Source organism: Thalassospira sp. SM2505 (genome assembly GCF_054901115.1).
In genome coordinates this window covers 3,209,563-3,227,853 of record NZ_CM142731.1, presented here as the reverse complement: position 1 = coordinate 3,227,853, position 18,291 = coordinate 3,209,563, and the positions used below count along the sequence as shown (strand labels likewise).

At 53.2% G+C, this 18,291-nt stretch carries 15 protein-coding genes; 7 read left to right on the top strand and 8 right to left on the bottom strand.

What is annotated here, in order from left to right:
- The first annotated feature begins 297 nt into the window (after positions 1–297).
- From ACTU44_RS15170 to ACTU44_RS15155, 4 genes are all read left to right on the top strand, one after another.
- Positions 298–1,116, top strand: a complete 819-nt coding sequence (locus tag ACTU44_RS15170) for a helix-turn-helix domain-containing protein (protein ID WP_462095823.1) — start codon at positions 298–300, stop codon at positions 1,114–1,116.
- A 121-nt stretch (positions 1,117–1,237) separates the two neighbouring features.
- Entirely contained in the window at positions 1,238–2,146 is a 909-nt protein-coding gene (gene yddG, locus ACTU44_RS15165) for an aromatic amino acid exporter YddG (protein ID WP_462095822.1), read from the top strand.
- A 215-nt stretch (positions 2,147–2,361) separates the two neighbouring features.
- Positions 2,362–4,134 (top strand): tetratricopeptide repeat-containing sulfotransferase family protein, encoded by a 1,773-nt coding sequence (locus ACTU44_RS15160; protein WP_462095821.1) that lies wholly within the window; start codon positions 2,362–2,364, stop codon positions 4,132–4,134.
- 68 nt (positions 4,135–4,202) lie between these two features.
- Positions 4,203–5,177, top strand: coding sequence for an adenosine deaminase (locus tag ACTU44_RS15155; RefSeq protein ID WP_462095820.1), 975 nt, complete (start codon positions 4,203–4,205; stop codon positions 5,175–5,177).
- An 83-nt stretch (positions 5,178–5,260) separates the two neighbouring features.
- Here ACTU44_RS15155 and ACTU44_RS15150 read toward each other — a convergent pair whose 3' ends face one another.
- Positions 5,261–6,232, bottom strand: coding sequence for a phytanoyl-CoA dioxygenase family protein (locus ACTU44_RS15150; RefSeq protein WP_114100053.1), 972 nt, complete (start codon positions 6,230–6,232; stop codon positions 5,261–5,263).
- A 143-nt stretch (positions 6,233–6,375) separates the two neighbouring features.
- Between ACTU44_RS15150 and ACTU44_RS15145 the strand changes: the two genes are divergently transcribed.
- Positions 6,376–7,329, top strand: coding sequence for a helix-turn-helix domain-containing protein (locus ACTU44_RS15145; RefSeq protein WP_462095819.1), 954 nt, complete (start codon positions 6,376–6,378; stop codon positions 7,327–7,329).
- 21 nt (positions 7,330–7,350) lie between these two features.
- Here ACTU44_RS15145 and ACTU44_RS15140 read toward each other — a convergent pair whose 3' ends face one another.
- The 3 genes from ACTU44_RS15140 to ACTU44_RS15130 all read right to left on the bottom strand — a co-directional run bounded on the left by ACTU44_RS15140 (position 7,351) and on the right by ACTU44_RS15130 (position 10,182).
- A complete protein-coding gene (locus ACTU44_RS15140) occupies positions 7,351–8,265 on the bottom strand; it encodes an alpha/beta fold hydrolase (RefSeq protein WP_462095818.1) in 915 nt (304 codons plus the stop codon).
- Positions 8,266–8,305: 40 nt separating this feature from the next.
- On the bottom strand, positions 8,306–9,613 hold the full coding sequence (locus ACTU44_RS15135) for an alpha/beta hydrolase (protein ID WP_462095817.1): 1,308 nt from the start codon (positions 9,611–9,613) through the stop codon (positions 8,306–8,308).
- Between the two features lie 164 nt (positions 9,614–9,777).
- On the bottom strand, positions 9,778–10,182 hold the full coding sequence (locus ACTU44_RS15130; RefSeq protein ID WP_114100057.1) for an OsmC family protein: 405 nt from the start codon (positions 10,180–10,182) through the stop codon (positions 9,778–9,780).
- A 201-nt stretch (positions 10,183–10,383) separates the two neighbouring features.
- On the opposite strand from ACTU44_RS15130, the gene ACTU44_RS15125 reads away from it, so the two are divergent.
- Positions 10,384–10,719: a hypothetical protein gene (locus ACTU44_RS15125; protein WP_114100058.1), complete on the top strand. Its 336-nt coding sequence runs from the start codon at positions 10,384–10,386 to the stop codon at positions 10,717–10,719.
- Positions 10,720–10,905: 186 nt separating this feature from the next.
- A complete protein-coding gene (locus ACTU44_RS15120) occupies positions 10,906–12,561 on the top strand; it encodes a diguanylate cyclase domain-containing protein (RefSeq protein ID WP_462095816.1) in 1,656 nt (551 codons plus the stop codon).
- A gap of 77 nt (positions 12,562–12,638) precedes the next feature.
- Here the strand turns inward: ACTU44_RS15120 and ACTU44_RS15115 are convergent, their stop codons facing one another.
- The 4 genes from ACTU44_RS15115 to ACTU44_RS15100 all read right to left on the bottom strand — a co-directional run bounded on the left by ACTU44_RS15115 (position 12,639) and on the right by ACTU44_RS15100 (position 18,113).
- Positions 12,639–14,384, bottom strand: a complete 1,746-nt coding sequence (locus ACTU44_RS15115) for a tetratricopeptide repeat-containing sulfotransferase family protein (RefSeq protein ID WP_462095815.1) — start codon at positions 14,382–14,384, stop codon at positions 12,639–12,641.
- A complete protein-coding gene (locus ACTU44_RS15110; RefSeq protein WP_462095814.1) occupies positions 14,384–16,162 on the bottom strand; it encodes a tetratricopeptide repeat-containing sulfotransferase family protein in 1,779 nt (592 codons plus the stop codon). The genes ACTU44_RS15115 and ACTU44_RS15110 overlap by 1 nt, the downstream gene beginning before the upstream one ends.
- Positions 16,163–16,302: 140 nt before the next feature.
- A complete protein-coding gene (gene glnA, locus ACTU44_RS15105) occupies positions 16,303–17,712 on the bottom strand; it encodes a type I glutamate--ammonia ligase (RefSeq protein ID WP_336082828.1) in 1,410 nt (469 codons plus the stop codon).
- A gap of 62 nt (positions 17,713–17,774) precedes the next feature.
- The gene (locus tag ACTU44_RS15100; protein ID WP_007091888.1) at positions 17,775–18,113 is read right to left on the bottom strand and encodes a P-II family nitrogen regulator; all 339 of its coding nucleotides are present in this window, start codon (positions 18,111–18,113) and stop codon (positions 17,775–17,777) included.
- Positions 18,114–18,291 lie beyond the last annotated feature (178 nt).

Sequence of the window (18,291 nt, the reverse complement as noted above, 5' to 3'; positions counted from 1 at the left end):
CTTACGACATCGTCACTTGCCGTTTTGTCGTACATTTGAATGTTGTGTTTTATAGCATACGGGACCGGGGGCCGAAAAGTTTGTCCATATAATAAATATAATTATCAAGGCTATAGGTTGTCATGTCGCAATAAACGGCACGCAGACCAGGAAAGTTTCAGACGGGATTTGATGGGGTAACCTGCTGACGGGCAGGCGATTAATGCTGCTTGACGTCTCTTGGCTTGATATTGTTTTGTCAGGTTTGAAGGGCGGCCAAGTACCGGTCATATAGCGATCCCGGGATCAGAGAAAGTAATGCAATACAGTCTGCGGCAATATCGGGCGCAAGCCGAAAGCCACAGCCACAGTGACTTCCACCAGATCATTATCTCTGATCTCGGGCGGCTTGAGCTTGAGATCGAGGGGCGTGGCGGTGAAGTCTGTGGCCGTCAGATGGCATTTGTCGAAGCTGGCCGGACCCATGCATTCCGGGCCGAGGGGCTGAACCGTTTTCTTGTACTTGACGTCGATATTGATCTGGCCCGTCGAACCGGGATTGAGGCACTTTGGCAGAAAACTGCGCACGCATCGGCATATCTTGAAGTTCTTGCCGGACATCAGTCCGGGCTGCTTGGCTTGTTAAACGGTTATCAGGACTGCGATGTAATCGGTTTGTCAGGCAGGTCATTGAATGCGGCCAATGATGCGGGGAACGATATTGTCGTTCGTCTGCGTCAGATATTGTCTCATAGCCGACAGGCGCCGGGCGGCAGTTATTCGGCACTGGATGGTGTTCCGGCACGTCTTGTCCGCGTGGCCGCCTGGGCTGAAACGCGTTTGGGTGACAATATATCGATCTCAGATATGGCGCGGATTGCCGCACAGTCGGAAAGCAGCCTTTTCGTTGCATTTCAGCGGTATTTCGGGGCCAGTCCGATGCGCTGGCTCGCGGAGCAACGGTTGCAGACAGCGTGGGCGATGCTGCGCGACGCTGATATTGATCTGTCGATTGGCGGCATTGCCAATTCCGTCGGATATCAGGATCAAAGTGCGTTTTCCCGTGCGTTTTCCCGGCGGTTTGGCTGTGCACCGGTTCTGGTGCGCAGTCAGAACCCCAATGCTGCCGATGCCTGATTTCCCCGGCGTTTGGTCATTTTACAGTGTATGAAGCCCGAAATTCGGAGTTTGGGCAAAGACGGATTTGAAAATTCCCTGCATCTTCCGGTTCGCCCTGAACGAAATCCGGACGATGACAATGACAAACGGAACTGAAAAACGAACGGCAACATTAATCGGTGTTCTGGCCGTCCTTTTGTGGTCGTTGCTTGCGTTATTTACCACTGTGGTTGCCGCAATCCCGCCCTTTCAGCTCGTCAGTCTGTGCTTTTCGATCGCCAGTATCCTGAGCTGTATCTGGATTACCCTGCGTGGTGGCAGCGTTTTCAGGGCATTGCGACAGCCCGTCGGGGCTTGGATGCTTGGTGTGGCGGGGCTGTTTGGCTATCACTTTTTCTATTTTGTGGCACTGGCAAATGCGCCGGCTGTTGAAGCCAGCCTGATTGCCTATCTCTGGCCGCTTTTCATCGTTTTGTTCTCAGCACTCCTTCCGGGGGAAAAGCTGCGCTGGCATCATGTTGCCGGTGGCCTCCTGGGACTTTCGGGTGCGGTTTTGCTGGTCAGCAAGGGGCAGGGGCTATATTTCGATCCGGCTTTTGCGCTGGGTTATGGTGCGGCGATGGTCTGTTCATTCCTGTGGTCGGGTTATTCGGTTTTGAACCGGCGTTATCGTGACGTTCCTGTTAACGCGGTCTGCGGATTTTGTGCCGGGGCAGCGGTGCTTGGCTTTGTCACCCATGGCATGACAGAAGTCTGGGTCTCACCGGATTTTTCCCAGTGGATGGCGATCCTTGGTCTCGGTCTTGGTCCGGTGGGTGCGGCATTCTTTGTCTGGGATTACGGCACCAAGCATGGTGATATCCAGATACTTGGTGTTGCATCCTATGGCGCACCGTTGCTGAGCACTTGCTTCCTGATCATCTTTGGCAAGGCGCTGGCAACGCCGGTTGTGATTGCGGGTTGCATCCTGATTGTTGCGGGTGCGGTCCTCGCATCCCGGGAACTTTTGTTTCGGTCAAAGAGCAGGACCAACTTTCAGCAACCTTGATTTTTAACCCGGTTTTGCAAGGCGTTCTGCTGTGGCTCCGCTTTCCGGAGCAACTAAAGGTAGAAAATGTATCTACTGTTGCCATGTTGTCACATTTCCGTGATTTTCGACATGAGAGCGGCTATTTGTGCTGTGCGGCATTTATAAATGAACTATAGTCGGTTTGTGCTTGGGGAGGGGGCGTGTAACTCAGATACGCATCCAGGGACAAACTAATGACGCAGCTACAAAACGATGTTGCCAGGGATCTGAAAAATGCAATGTCTGCAGCCGAATTTGACGAGGCTGCCAGGATTGGCGTCCGCATTTTACGGAGCCATCCCAAACGGACTGACATCCAGATAATGACCGCTGTTAGCGAGTTGCAAGGTTCAAATCCTGCTGCCGCTGGTGCGCGTTTGCGCAAGCTGTTCCGAACTGTCCCGACAGATCACAAACTGTTTGGGGCTATTGCGCAGAATCTTTTGCAATATTCGTATATTGTAAATGACTTCTGTTCATTCGAGTCGCTTATTGAGCAGCGCCTCCGTGCTGCGCCGCAAGACAATTTTCTGGCCTTTATGCTGGGGGATGTGATTTTCCGGGGAGAAGTTTCTACAAGTCCGGGAAAATGTATCGCGCCGAAATTTGATCGCGCTGTTGAAGTGCTGAAATCAATTTCCGGGCACAGCCATTATTTTGATGAAGCCCAGAAGTTGCTGGCACGCATTCACTTGCATCAGGAACGCCATGACCAGGCTTTCGAACTGCTTGAAAAAGCGGTCGATCGTGCCCCCGAGAATCTGGATTTGCAGATTTTTCTGGCGTCGAGCTATGCGATGGCCGGCAAGGTTGAACAGGCTGTCGCAAGAAGTCTGTCTGTCCTTGCGAAACGGCCGGGATATTGCGCGCAACCCTATGTGATTATCTCGTTCGTCCGCCCGCAAGCGATGCCTTCTGATGCGACGGCTCGGCTTGATGCGATCCTTGATGATCCGACGTCTGGTGGTGCCGAAAAATACGGGGCAGCTTATGCTTTGGCCAAGATTGCCGAGACTGGTGGCGATATGCAAAAGGCCTTTGACTATTACAGCAAGGGCCATGCCGCCAATCGCGCTGCACGTCCGTTTGATATGGATCGCGAATTGCGCGAAATGGAGGCATTGGCAGAGCTGGCTCATCAGGGGGCCACTGATGATATAAGTATCGCAGATATTGCTGCGCTTGATGCCAAGGGGCCCAAACCGATCTTTGTCCTTGGCATGCCCCGTTCGGGAACAACCCTGACTGAGCGTATTCTGGGGGCTCATCCCGATGTATATGCGGCGGGCGAAATCGGCGACTTTGCCAAGGCTGTTATCGAAACAGTTGGAACCGGTTCAATTTCCCAGCAGTTGTCACGCATCGATGACAAGGCCGCCCGAAAAATCAGAAAGCAATATCTTGATGCATTAAGAGTTTATGCACCAGACAAGGCTTTTGTGACAAACAAGACGCCAGCCAACTTTTTGCGTACGGAGATGATCCGGCGCATTTTCCCCGATGCACCGATTATTCATACCCATCGTCATCCCTTGGCAACCTGTCTGTCGATCTATACGACGCCATTCGCCATCCCGATGCGCTACTCGGACGATCTTGGTGAACTTGCCGATTACTATCGTGCCTATGTTGATCTGATGAATGTGTTCTTTGAAACAGATCGCACCGGCATGCTTTATGATCTGTCCTATGAGGATCTGGTGACAGACCCGGTTGCTGTTGCCAAGGACTGCCTTGCCCATTGTGGTCTGGATTGGCATCCTGGATGTCTTGAATTCTATAAGACAGACCGGACAGCCGCGACGGCAAGCATGATCCAGGTCCGTCGCCCGATCTTCAAGGACTCGCTGGGCAAATGGCAGCGGTTTGAACCCTATATCGGTGCGTTGGCCAAGCTTGCCGATGCGGGGGAAGATGCAAAGGTCAATACAGCCCGGAAATCATCGCGCAAAGCGGTTGCCGCGTGACCTGACGGGGGCTTCGGGGTAGAAGGTATTCTGATATAAAAAAGATACCGACAAAACCGGAGCACCCCATGACCCTGTCCATTCCAAAGGCCGAGCTTCATCTTCATCTTGAAGGTGCGCTGACCCCGGCACTGGTGCGAACCTTTGCCAAGCGCAATAACCTGACCCTGCCCGATGACATTTATGATGCGCAGGATCGTTATATTTGGGGTGACTTCCCGGAATTTCTCAAAAGCTTTGACAAGGCCAGTGCTGCAATCCGCACCAAGCAGGATTATTCGGATCTGACCTGTTTCTATCTGACCGAACAGGCCAAGGTTGGAGCACTTTATGTCGAGCTGTTTTGCTCGCCGACCCATGCGGCTGAATGCGGTTTGTCATATGATGAACATCTTGAAGCGGTGGTTGACGGCATTGACCGTGCCGAGAAAGAAACCGGCATCATTGGCCGGATCATCATGACCTGTGTTCGGCATGTCGGCGGCGATATCGCGGTCAAGGTCGCCAGGGAAACCGCAGATTGCGGGCATCCCTATATTGTCGGATTTGGCATGGGCGGGAATGAAAGCATGTTCTCGCAGGAGACATTCTATCCGGCCTTCAAAATCGCGGCGGATGCGGGGCTGGGCTGCACCACCCATGCGGGCGAGGTACAAGGTCCGCAAAGTGTCTGGGACGCGATTGACAAGCTTCCTGTGACCCGTATCGGACACGGGGTCCGTTCGATCGAGGATCCGAAACTTGTCGAAACACTGGCAAAGCGCGGCATCGTTCTGGAAGTTTGCCCGGGATCGAACATTTCATTGTCGGTTTATCCCGATTATGCGTCTCATCCGCTGCGCAAGTTCCATGATTGTGGTGTGAAGGTCACACTCGGGTCTGATGATCCGCCCTTCTTCCATACCAGTCTGGCCGAAGAATATCAGCGCGCCAAGGATGTGTTCGGTTTTAGTGATGCCGAATTGCTCGGCGTGACCCGTACGGCAATTGAGGCTGCTTTTGTCGATGATGCCACCAAGGCGAAATTGCTCGCAAAGCTGTAGTTTGTAGTTGGTATGCCTAATCAAAAAGAAAAGATCGCCCGCTGTGATCAACGGGCGATCTTGATGTTTTCAGGTGTCGCGTTTTACCAAGGCGTCTTACCCAGAATTTTCTCGCCAAGCGATGTCAGTTCGGCGCGTTCATAGCGGGTCTGTTCCCAGTTGCGCGGATCTCCGGGGAATGCATAGCCGCGGGCTGGAAGGCGCTCGGACCAGCTTTTAACACGCCAGTCCACAAGGTCCTGTTCTTCGGGGGTCGCAGGTGCCATTGAGATATATTGCGCAATGCGGGCCTGATCAGACCGGTTGGCGCGAATGCCGTGCGCCAGCAAGCTGTTGAAAATCACCAGATCACCGGCCTTCATGGCGATGCGTTTGGGCTGATAGGGGATCGTGTCCATGTCCGGGCGGAACGGATCACGATCGGCCGGTGCGGATTTGCGCCATTCTTCGAAATTGGCGAAAAGGTCCGGGACACACTGGAAGCCGCCCATGTCATCGGTGGTATCAACAAGTGACAGTACGCCCTGCACATTGATTGGCAGCGGGTTGGCACTGGTGTCTGCATCCCAGTGAATGAAACCGTCAAACGTGCGTGAACCCTTGTTCGGGGTGTTCAGATTGGCGCGGTCAATCGAAACCCAAAGGTCGGTGCGATCCCAGATATCGACAAACGCATCATAAACACGTTGGGTCTGGCGGTTATCCCAAAGTGTCTGGTGATTATAAATCTCGACCATGCCGGAATTGTTGAGTTCCTTCATTGCATTGTCGCGCATTTGCGGGCGATTCCAGCTTTCCGGATCATCGGGATCCATTTCCTGGAACTCCCACAAAAGATCGACCGTAGCGCGGACCTGTTTTGCAGGAACAGCATTGGGGACAACGACATAGCCATAAGTCTGCCAGTGGGCAAAGTCGTCTTCGGACAACACACGAAGCGGCAGTTTCTTTTCAAGGTCGCGCAATTGCGTGCCGCTGACTTCCCTGGTGGATGCATTTCCCGGGCGGTCGCTGTTGGGCGTCATCGTTGCGCTTGGCGTTGCGAGCATGGACATCAGGTTCCTCCGTCTTTCTGATTTGATCTGTTAAAATTAAAGCAGGAAGACCGTGTCCTGCACACTGACAGGACGGACAAAGAATGATACTATTCGGCCAGATTGTTAGATAATTTGTTCCGTAAAGACGTGGTGCCGGTCTGATGAAACTTCTGTTTGAACATGTCCAGATCGCGCCAGACCGGTCGTGGAAAGGCCTTTATCGTAATCTACTGGCGATCCCGTTTGAATGGCACTTTCACCCGGAATATGAATTGACCCTGACACTTGGCAGTTCGGGGCAGCGTTATGTTGGCGACCATATCGGCGATTATGGGGATGATGATCTGGTGCTCTTGGGCCCCAATTTGCCTCATACCTGGCATTCATCAAATGCGGCTCCGCCATCGGTCAGTCACGGCGGATTACGCGCCCATGAAGAAGCACTTCAGGTCAAGGGACGGGCAAAGGGCCATCAGGCGTTCGTATTCTGGTTTACCGCCGACTGGATCAATAGTGTCTGCAAGACCATGCCGGAACTCGCCGGGCTGGAAAAGGTTCTTGGTCTGTCCAAGCGTGGCGTGCAGTTTGACGCAGCAACTGCGCGCAAGGTCGCGGCATTTGCCCGGGCCTTTGACAAAGGCGCGCCAGCTGACCGGTTGCTGCTTTTGATCGAGGTGCTCAGAACGCTGCTTGATGCCACGAAACTTACGCCACTTGCGTCAGATCGTTTTGATACAGCCATCCCCGATCATGATGATGCCAGCCGGTTGGGCAGGGTGCTTGATCTGCTTCATGGCAGCTATTTCGATGCACTCAGCAGTGCCGAGATTGCCCGTCACGCCGGAATGAGCGAACGCACCTTGCGCCGTTTTTTCCAGCGCCATATGGGATCGAACATTCAGGATTACCTGATGGGGTTACGCCTTGGGCGGGCGGCAAGCCTTTTGCTGTCTTCTGACATGCCGGTCTATCAGGTGGCAGAGGAATCCGGTTTTCAGAATCTGTCACACTTCAATCGTCAATTCCGTCGTCACCGCAACGTTTCCCCCAGTGCATTCCGCAAGTCACGGTTTGAGGGGCAGGCTGTGCGTAATCCTGTGCCCGCGAACACCTGAGACGCGGAATACAGCAACGAACTAGCCGGGAAAACGCGCCATATGGGCATCGAAGAACGCCCAGAACTGATCGCGAAAGATGTCTCTTTCCTGCAGGATTTCATGACGTGCTTCGGGAATTTCACGAATGGTTACATTCGGGTTTTTTCCAAAAAGATCTTCGGTCACCTTGTTTGAAACCACCTGATCATTTCCGGCAAGCACCATGGTAATGGGCGGCAAGTGCTGGCCGATATCGGTTTGTTCAAGGCGCAGAGCGATATCTGTCTGGGCGCGAAAACACGCATCAAGCCACCCGGCCGAGGTGCCGCCAACCACAAGGTCGGGAGCAGCTTCAAGGATGTTGCGGCTGCTTTCGTGACGATGCGGATCGGATGTCAGAATGTTTTCAGGATCGAAATCGGCAATCGGGCTATATCCGCGTTGTCCCGGAAGATACTGTTTGTCAAAACCGTATCGGCACATCTCGCCCGACAGGATCTGTGCGGCAATTGAAAACCACCGTGGCCCACCCAGGCCAAAAAACGGGGCAACCATGACGACACTTTTCCAAAGATCGGGTTGATCCAGCATCATGGACATTGCCACCAGCCCGCCGGTTGAGTGGGTCAGCAAACCGTCACAGACAATACCGTGCTGTTCCCTGATATGGTCCAGAACGTGGCGGGTGTCGGCTTTGTAATGCGTGATATCGCGAACATAGCCCATCGCAATATCAGGTGCCTCACGCGTAGATCCGCCGTGGCCGCGAAAATCAAAGGTTACGGTGCCATATCCGCGTTTGGCCAGATCGCGGGCAGTTTCGCCATAGCGTTCAATGAACTCGCCACGTCCCTGAAGAATAAGAACATATCCCTTGGACGCACATGGCGGTGTAATACCGGCTCTGAGCGTGACCCCGTCAGGTGCAGTAAAGCGATCTATGGTAAAAGGCATGGGTCGGCTGTTCCGGATCAAACTGTTATCAAAGGCGACTTTATTGTGCAGCGGGGGTTTGACCGCCACCAAGCGATGCAACAATAAAAGCCGCCATCATTTCGATCATGTTGGGGAAATCCGGATTGAACGTCCCGCGTCGCAATGTGCCAGCGGTTGCAGATTGCAGCAGATTGCGTTCGCCATAGACGGTGTCGCTGCCTGTTTCGCAGGCTTCATGTTCTGCGGGATCATCATAATGACCGCAATCGCGAATGGTGCCGTTGAGGCCATAGACAGGGTTATCCGGGCTCATGGTTATCGCGGTATGGGCGTGATTGATGGTGCGCATGTCGTCATTTGACGAACTGATAATGTCGATATTATCGCATCTCGGATGTCCGGAAAGCTCGTTGATCTCGCCCTGATACCAGATCATTTTTTTGATGCCGGAATTCACCTTGCTGCAGAAATAATCCACAGCGGCCAATGGATTGACTGTCTGATCATCGGAGCTGATGGCGATAAAGACCGGGGTCGTTGATGTGGGCAACGAACCATCCCGATAGGGTTCGGTAACCAGATGAAACTCTGCTGCTGCATTCATCGCCATGGAGCCATATTTGGCCGGATCGCTTTCGGGATCCTGACCGACCCAATCCTTGAAATAGCGCACATAGGGGGTGAGCCAGGCCATCTCGCTTTTGGCCTCAAGACCGGGAGACAGCATGATCATGGCACTGATGCGTGCATCCGTGCCACGGGCGGAAATGTCGCGCCCGATCAGGGCTGCCCCCATCGAATAGCCAATCGGAATGATATGTTCGATATCATCCCCGAAGGCGTCGATGCCAAATCGTACGGTATCAAGCCAGTCCTGATAGCTGACATCAATCAGATCGCCCGGGGTTGTTCCATGTCCGGGCAACAGCACGCCATTAAATGTTGCGCAAGGGAACCGCATGCGAAGCTGATCGCGAACGTCGCTCAGCCAGTAGGGGCTGTCGGTAAGGCCGTGAACGGCAAGAAAACCAACCTTCTCGCCATGAACAAGATTACCTCCCGCCGCATCACATGCAGCTTGATCCGGTGCGACACTATAGGGGCTTCGCATATCGACGACCTGATCAATGTCATAATCACCAAATGGTTTGGTTTCCGATGCATAACGCCCTTTGGACAGAATATCGTAAAGCTGTGTGCGTGTTGATTGCACATAGGCGTCAAACGAGGTTCCCCTGACCGGAGCGCTTATCGCATTGCCCGATGGTGCATGCTGCGCATCCGATTCCGAACAGGCACCGATTGCCAACAGGGCGCCCAGTACAAAAGAAGTCAGTCCGGTACGGATTGTCCGTCGTGTGACCATGGGGAGGCTCCATATTGGTTGGTGCAAGGGATTGTATTCGATATCGTTTTGCGCGTGATGTTAGCGCGTGTGGTCCCGTGGTGCGAGCAACAAAAAAGCGGTCTGTCGCCAGACCGCTTTTTCAAGCATACATCATGACCGGCCAAAGCCTGCGGGCTGCCAGTTTATTCGATCACTTCCCAGCTATGGGTTACTTCGGCAGCCTTTGAGAGCATGATCGAGGCCGAGCAATATTTCTCGGCCGAAAGTTCGACCGCCCGACCAACCTTGGTTTCATTAAGGTTTTCGCCCTTTACCTTGAAATGCAGGTGAATTTTGGTGAAGACCTTGGGATCGGTTTCCGCGCGTTCTGCCTTGACCTCTGTCTCAACATCCTGAACGTTCTCGCGGCCTTTTTGCAGAATGTGAACCACGTCGATCGATGAACAGCCGCCAAGCCCCAAAAGCAGCATTTCCATCGGACTTGGGCCAAAGCCGGTGTCCTTGTTGCCATCCATGACAACCCCGTGTCCGGTGCCGCTGGTGCCCGTGAAAGTAAGGTTTTCAAGCCACTTGACGCGTGCTTCCATGATCGAATTCCTGTGTTTGAAAAATCATTGCCTCATCCTCTAGCGCGGTTGACGCCTGCCTGCAAGTTGCGATCATGTTTCCGGGCAACTTGTGAATTTGTCGCATGGGCATTTCGGGTAGCAAACTGTTATAGGTGTTTTTACTTTCCCGCGTGATACTATCGTAAGAATTCAGTCCCTTATGGTGTAGGAGTAAAGGGCATGACACAGGATCAAAACCGCAGCAAAAGCCGTTTCATGATGGGCATGGAGCACGTCCTGCGCGAGATTAACCATGAAATCATCAGCCCGGCGATCCCGGATATGTCGGTTGAAAATGCCGTGCCGCTGATGATTACGGTTGCCCGCTTGCGTGCCGACTACCTGAAATACGCGTTCAAGCTAAGTGCGGATCGTACCGAACGACACCCGACCGAAGAAGAACTGGCAAAGCTCAAACATTTGCGTGAAACCTATCAGGAAATGCTTGCTGCGGCGCGCGAACTCGAACATTGCATTGATCGTGGTTATATCGATTTGCCGGTACCGGCGAAGTAACACACATAAACACCTGGGGGGAGGGGATTTTCAATCGCCGGTCATGTGAGAAAAATCATGACTTATCCTCAAGGATATGTAATTGCTGTTGCTCATATAAAACAAGACCGGTCAATCAGGTCTGATTTGGGACATCAATGATAACATAGCCAAGGGAGTGCACTGCAAAGCGGTGCGCGGGGTGTATTGTCTGTCAGTGTAGATGTTGTGGCGACCGCGGCGTTGTCGCGTGATAGCCTTGTCTTTCTAGATAAGAACGATCTGAAAATCGTTCATGTCAATCCGGCTGCAGAAAAGCAGTTTGCCGCGGCCAGGACGGTTTTACGCACCGGGACCGAGATCAAACAGTTTCTGGCCTATCTTGCAAAGAATGGCGAGTTTTCTGACGGGGATCCGGTTGGCGCTGTGCGTCAGGCGCTTGGGGCCATTTCATCGGGGACGCGGGCGGATTTGCCCGGTGTTCGACTTGAAAAGACCCTGTTTTCCTGGCATTGCGATGTCGGGCCTGGCGAGACCATCGCGCTGGTTCTGCGAGATAGTGGCAAGGCACAGGAACTTGCCCGTGCGCTGGCCGACCACAAGATTTTTATCCAGCATCTGATCGACGTGCTGCCGATACCGGTCTATCTGAAAAATCTTGATGGTGTGATCACGCGCTGCAACGCTGTGTTTGCCGAACTTTTCGGCCATGCGGTCGGGGATGTGATTGGCAAGAAGCTGATCGAAATCGCCCCGGACAGTCTTGCCAAAACGATTTCCGCCCATGAAAAGCCGCTTCTGATTGCTGAAGGACAGGTGCGCGACGAGATCAGCTTTGTCCTTGATGACGAGGAACGATCAGCCCTGTTTGCCGTCTCGAGCCTCAAGGGACCAAGCGGCAGTATTGCAGGCACCATCGGATCGCTTGTTGACGTCACAAGTCTGAAAAAGGCCCAGGCCGAAGTTGCCGAAGCTGCGCAGCGCCTGACAGGGCTTCTGGAAAGTGCGCCTGTAGGAGTGGGGATTTCCAGCCGCGAAACAGGTGTCTTCCGGTTCTTTAACAGCACATTTGCCAAGATGCTCGACATCAAGGACGAAAAGGAACCAACGGATTCCATTTTGTTGTCGGAACGCTATCGCAAGCAGTCTCTTCAAGATATGGATATGATCGGCGAGCTTCATGATGTTGAAATCAGGCTGCGCCGCCCGAACATGGCCGAAGCGAAATGGCTCAAGACTTCGCTGGAACCGCTGTCGTTCGAGGGTGAAGACACCGTGTTGTGGTGGACGAGTGACATCACCAAACAAAAGCACGCCGCCCGCGAGCTGCAAAACAAGGCCAATAATGATGAGCTGACCGGATTGGCCAACCGGGCGCGTTTCATGCAAAAACTTGATCAGTGCGAAACGGTTCTGCGCGGGACCAATACGCCGGCCTCGATCTTCATTCTTGATCTGGACGGGTTCAAGAATCTCAATGATACCAAGGGGCATGCGGCAGGGGACTGGCTGCTGACCGAAACGTCAAAAAGGCTGAAGCGTGCAGGGCGCCGGGCCGAGGAAGTCGCCCGTCTTGGCGGCGACGAATTCACCATGCTGTTCATCAACAAGGGCGGTGCCAGGGAAATGGGTGAGATCGCCGATGCAATCCTCAGGGAGCTTAGCCAGCCCTTCCTCTGGAAAGGCGAAGATTGCGGTGTTTCGGCCTCCATCGGGGTCTCGGTCTTTGATGGTGGTAATTGCGATATGAGCGAGCAGCTCAGACGCGCTGACAAGGCAATGTATCAGGCCAAATCAGCAGGCAAGGCGCAATATTGCCTTTACACACCTCATCTGGAACCCGAACTTCATCAGGACGACTGATACGCGCCCGCATGTTCGGTCATTGCGGGCCGCTACGAAGGAAAATCCGGCCTAAAGGAAAGCAATTTCCTGAAGAATCAGTCAGGCTTTATACCAAGCGCCTCGATTAGGGGAGCAAGTTCCTTTTGGTACGGGCGCCATCGTTCAACACTGCTTTGATAAACCGGTTGGCGCACTTCAAGGGCGCTATGGGTGCGCACTTCGCGTTTGTTGTCATAGAATCGCAGGCACGCATCCTGCCATTCAAGATCAAGGAAATTGATCAGACGGCGGGCTTCGTGATCAAGGTCGGCGATGACCTTTTCATAGTCGATCGTAATCAATTGATCGGGGCGCAGTGTCTTTTCCCAGTGTGTCATCAGATCACGATAGGCGAGATAGAAATGCCCGATCTCGCGAAGGTCACAAAGATATTTGTGACCGTCACCAAAGAAATGGGTAAAGCACGAAAAACCGGTATCAAGCGGATCGCGCCGCGAATGGATGATCTTTGAATTGGGAAAAGCCATCGCGATCAACCCGACAGAAACAAAGTTCCCGAGCATCTTGTCGACGATATAGCGCGGGGGCTTGCCATCGCGTATCGCTTCGGGAGGCAACATACGAAGAACTTCATCGCGATAGGCCTTGGCAAACATCGCAAGGCGTTTGGGATCGGCCAGAAGCTTTTCATGGGCTGGCAGAGATGGAAAGGCATCGCCATAGGCGCGTTTCAACAGATTGGGAAGTGTCCGGATTTCACCAACCCCGAAGGCATCCGTGTGGCTGTCCAAAATCTGTTCAAGCAGGCTCGATCCGCTGCGCGGCATACCGACGATGAAGATGAATTGCTGCTCGTCCCCGGTTTCGCGCAGGGTGTTACGCGCGATACTTTCGGGCGTAAAGAAATCTGGCAGTTTTTTGAGGAAACCAAGTGTGCTTTCCTCGTTATAGTCAATCTGTTCGCGTTGATACCGGTTGGCGGTGAAATAATGATCCATGGCGGTCTTGCCATCGCCACGTGTCATATAGGCCAGGCCAAGTGCGTAATGCAGATGTTGGAGATCGGTCTTTGACAGCTTTGATTTTTCAGACCGGATCATCTTTTCAACGGTAGCAAAATCGTCATCCTCGAAGGCCTTGAGTGATGCCAGTTCCAACCATGCACGCGTGAAATATCGGGAATAACCAATGGCTGCACGAATAGTGGCCTCGCAGCCCTTTTTATCCCCGATGGTTTTGAGGTGGTCTGCCTTGTTGACAAGGATATTGGCCAAATCATGCGGGGATGGCACCAAGGTGACTTTGCTAGTGTCCGATGCAGTTTCAAGTGCCCGGTCATAAAGCTCCAATGCCTGCGCAGGGCGTTTCGAATTGGCAACCGAATAGGCAAACAGGTTCCATTTTTTCCAGTCGGACGGCGATTGTGACAGAGCATGACTGAAAAGCCTTGTTCCTTGATCAAAAAAGCCATTGAGTATCAAGATACTTGCAAGTTGTGCCTGTATCTCGGTATCAGCTGGATCGCGTTTCATCGCGATATTAAGAACATTCTGGGCTTCCAGATTCATGTTCCGTTTGATCAGGAGTTTTGCCAGATCAAGGAAGTATCGGTTTTGCGGATCAGGTGCCTTGCAGGCAAACTCCAGATGCTTTAGCGCGCCGAACTCGTTGCCCATGGCTTCCAGTACACCTGCAAAAAAGTACAGTAGCGGCCCGTGGCCGGGATTGCTGCGCAAGGATTGCGCGCAGATGTCATGGGCTTGCTTGTGTTTACCCTTCTCCCACAATGTTTGCGCCCGTTTCAGAACGTTATCGGGTGACAGGTCTGAGGTGGAATTCATCAAATCTCTCGGTCCTGATGCTCGATGCCAAGTGCATGCAATAATGGCTGAATATAAGGCGCATACGGTTTCCAGCGTTCAACACTGGTTTGATAAAGGTTCTGACGTACCTGCGTCGCACTGGCAGTACGAACCGACCGTTTTGCATTCTGGAAATCGAGAACAGTTTCGTCCCATGGTAAGCCCAGAAATTCGATCAAGCGACGGGATTGCGGCTCGGGGTCTGAAACTAGGTCTTCATAGTTGATCTCAATGAAGCGGTCCTTGGGGAGGACTTTACGCCAATGAGCCATCAGGTCTTCATAGGCCCGATAAAACTCGCCAAGCTCTGTTTGATTGCAGGTATAGACCTGCAAGTTGGCAAATCGCTTGGAATAGCATGACAGGCATGTATCAACCGGATTGCGTCGACAATGGATAATCTTGGCCCCAGGAATTGAAAGCAAGATCAAACCGGCCCAGGAAAAGTTTCCGAGCATCTTGTCGATTACCACCTTTGTGTTGGGCGCAGGCGGGTAAGTGCCAAGAACGTCATCGCGATAGGCCGTATGCAACTGGTTCAGAAGTTCCCCGGATGCCAGTTTTGCATGGTCTTCCGGTTGGCTCGGGAACAGGGGGCCGAACAGCCGGTCCTTGAACTTTGGAAAGCTGCGCAATTCGCCGGTCGGCAGAGCTGCGGGATGGCTCGTCAGAATTTGTTCGGTCAATGTACTTCCCGAACGCGGCATGCCGACAATAAAGGCATGGTGTGGCACATTGCCAGTTTCCTCGGGAAGGTTTTCAAACAGCGCGGCCGGGAAGAAATCGGCAATCGCGTTAACACGATCGCAGGTGGTCTTTGAATCATATCCGGATTTCTTGATCGGGTCATAGGCAAAGTCGGAACGTCGCAGGGCATTGGCTTGATCAAGATGTGCAATGGCCTGCTTTGGATCGCCAAAGTCCATATAGGCCTTGCCCAGGGCAAAGCCGATCATTTCCCTGTCCACTTTCGCCAGTGTCTTCGTCTTTTGCGACAGGATGCTGTTCATTGTGCTGATATCTGCCTCGTCATCGGGCGTGAACGTGATGACGTCAGAAAGGTCATGCCAGGCCCGTCCGGAATTCGGGTTGACCTCAAGCACCTTGCGGAAAAAATCAGCAGCACCTTTCAGGTCCCCCAAATGGCGTTTTGCTTCGCCTATTGAAATTAATGTGCGTTCCAGACATCCGGGGTCATCTGCGGCGATTTTGGCGGCCTGCTCCAAGTATTCAAGTGCTTCCTCGTCCCGCCCTGTTTTGATGAGTGCCGAGCCAAGATTATGAAAGCTGGCCCAGTCATTCTTGTTAAACTGAACAGCCTTTCTAAGTATCGCGACCCCCTGACTGTCATATTCCCTTTGCACAAGAATGACGCCAAGTTCGCGATAGGTTGGTCCGTCGGTTGGAAAGCGACGCAAGGCTGCAAACAGGATCTGCTGGACCAGATCAAATTTCCCCAAAGCGCCAAGCACGCCAGCCAGCTCATGGAAATAGCCGACAATAGCATCCTGACTGTTGCAGGCGGTTTGCAGCAACCGCGCAGCTTCCGGGAGGTTATCAGTCGCGCGATTAATCCGCGCCATCACGAACAGGGCAGGCGCATGGTCCGGAACAACTCCAAGCGCCTGCTGGGCAGAGCCAAGTGCACTCGCAATGTTGCCAGACGAAAGGGCTGTTTCGGCTGCGCGGGCAAGCTTGTCAGCTTTTTGCCGGTTTCGCTTTGCTGAGAAACTGTTGGTTGAGCTGTTTCCGGGCATTGGATTTGTTTTCTTCCCGCTCGTTTGGGTAGGGAGAGCCTAGTCTAACAAGGGTAATCAAACTGTTTAAACCCAAAAAAGAAAACGCCCGGCCAGAAGGCCGGGCGTTTCCGAATGCGTCTTCCTTTCGGTGAAAGGAATTAGCCGCTGTAGTACATGTCGAATTCGACCGGATGCGGCGACTGTTCGAAGCGGATGACTTCTTCCATTTTCAGGGCGATGTATGCGTCGATCAGATCGTCGGTCATAACGTCGCCTTTTTTCAGGAAGTCGCGGTCTGCGTCGAGGTTGTCGAGAGCTTCGTGCAGCGAGCGGCAAACGGTCGGAACTTCTTTGAGCTCTTCCGGCGGAAGGTCATAGAGGTTCTTGTCCATTGCTTCGCCCGGATGGATCTTGTTCTCGATACCGTCAAGGCCAGCCATCAGCATTGCAGAGAATGCGAGATACGGGTTGGCAAGGGCATCCGGGAAGCGGATCTCGACGCGTTTGCCTTTCGGGGACGCGGTGTACGGGATACGGCAGGATGCAGAACGGTTACGTGCAGAGTAAGCCAGCAGAACCGGAGCTTCGAAGCCCGGGACCAGACGCTTGTAGGAGTTGGTCGTCGGGTTGGTGAAAGCGTTCAGTGCCTTGGCGTGCTTGATGATACCGCCAATGTAGTACAGAGCGGTTTCAGAAAGATCCGCATAGCCGTTACCAGCGAACAGCGGTTTGCCTTCGTGCCAGATCGACTGGTGGGTATGCATGCCCGAACCGTTGTCACCGAAGACCGGCTTCGGCATGAAGGTTGCGGTTTTGCCATACTGGTGTGCAACCATGTGGATGCAGTATTTGTAGATCTGAACAGCGTCGGCATGTTCGATCAGGGTGCCAAAAGCGATACCCAGTTCGTGCTGCGACGGAGCAACTTCGTGGTGGTGCTTTTCGCAACGCACGCCCATTTCGTTGATGTAGTTGACCATTTCGGCACGAATGTCGTTTGCCGAGTCAACCGGCTGTACCGGGAAGTAGCCGCCCTTCGGACCCGGACGGTGGCCGCGGTTGCCGCCTTCGAATTCGGTGCCGGTGTTGTACGGACCTTCTTCGGAATCGAGCTGATAGCCCATGCCTTCGCCAGCGGTGGTCCAGCGAACGTCGTCAAACATGAAGAATTCCGGCTCTGCACCGAAATATGCGGTGTCGCCGATACCAGCGGATTTCATGTATGCCAGTGCGCGTTTCGCGGTCGAACGCGGGCAACGCTCGTAACCCTGGCCGGTGGCCGGTTCGATAACGTCACAAACGATGATCAGGGTCGGCTGTGCGGTGAACGGATCAACAACGGCGGTCGACGGATCCGGCATAAGGATCATGTCGGATTCGTTGATTTCTTTCCAGCCGGCGATCGACGAACCGTCGAACATGATGCCGTCAACAAAGACGTCCTCGTCGATCGTGCAGATATCCTGCGCGGTATGCTGCCATTTACCTTTGGAATCGGTAAAGCGCAGATCAACAAACTGGATGCCTTTTTCTTTGATCAGATTAAGTACAGAAGCAGCGTCAGACATGATGCAACCCTTTAAAACTCATAATTAGTTACCGTACGGTGTTCAATGACAGGCAAGACCGATCAGATCGCGTCGTTGCCCCGTTCACCGGTACGAATACGGATCGCGTCCTCAAGTGAGGAAACGAAAATTTTACCGTCGCCGATACGGCCGGTATGAGCGGCTTGCTGGATTGCCTCAATCGCACGCTCAACCAGCGTGTCCTCAACGACGATTTCCAGCTTTACCTTCGGCAAAAAGTCCACAACATACTCGGCGCCGCGATACAGCTCCGTGTGGCCTTTCTGACGTCCGAAACCTTTGGCTTCGGTAACGGTAATCCCTTTGAGGCCGATCTCTTGAAGGGCCTCTTTTACCTCGTCAAGCTTGAATGGCTTGATGATGGCTTCGATCTTTTTCATTAAGCGCCCTCTGCTTTTTGCGAGAGTTGCGTAGAACTCGGAAAGCGTAATGCTTCGCACGGTGTCTGTTGCACGGACCATGCCAAGTTTGATCCGCGATGGCATTCTAAGGATTCTTTGCGCGAAAACCCAGCAAAACCCATGAAACTTTTGAGATTTTCTGGGGCGAGGGTGATTG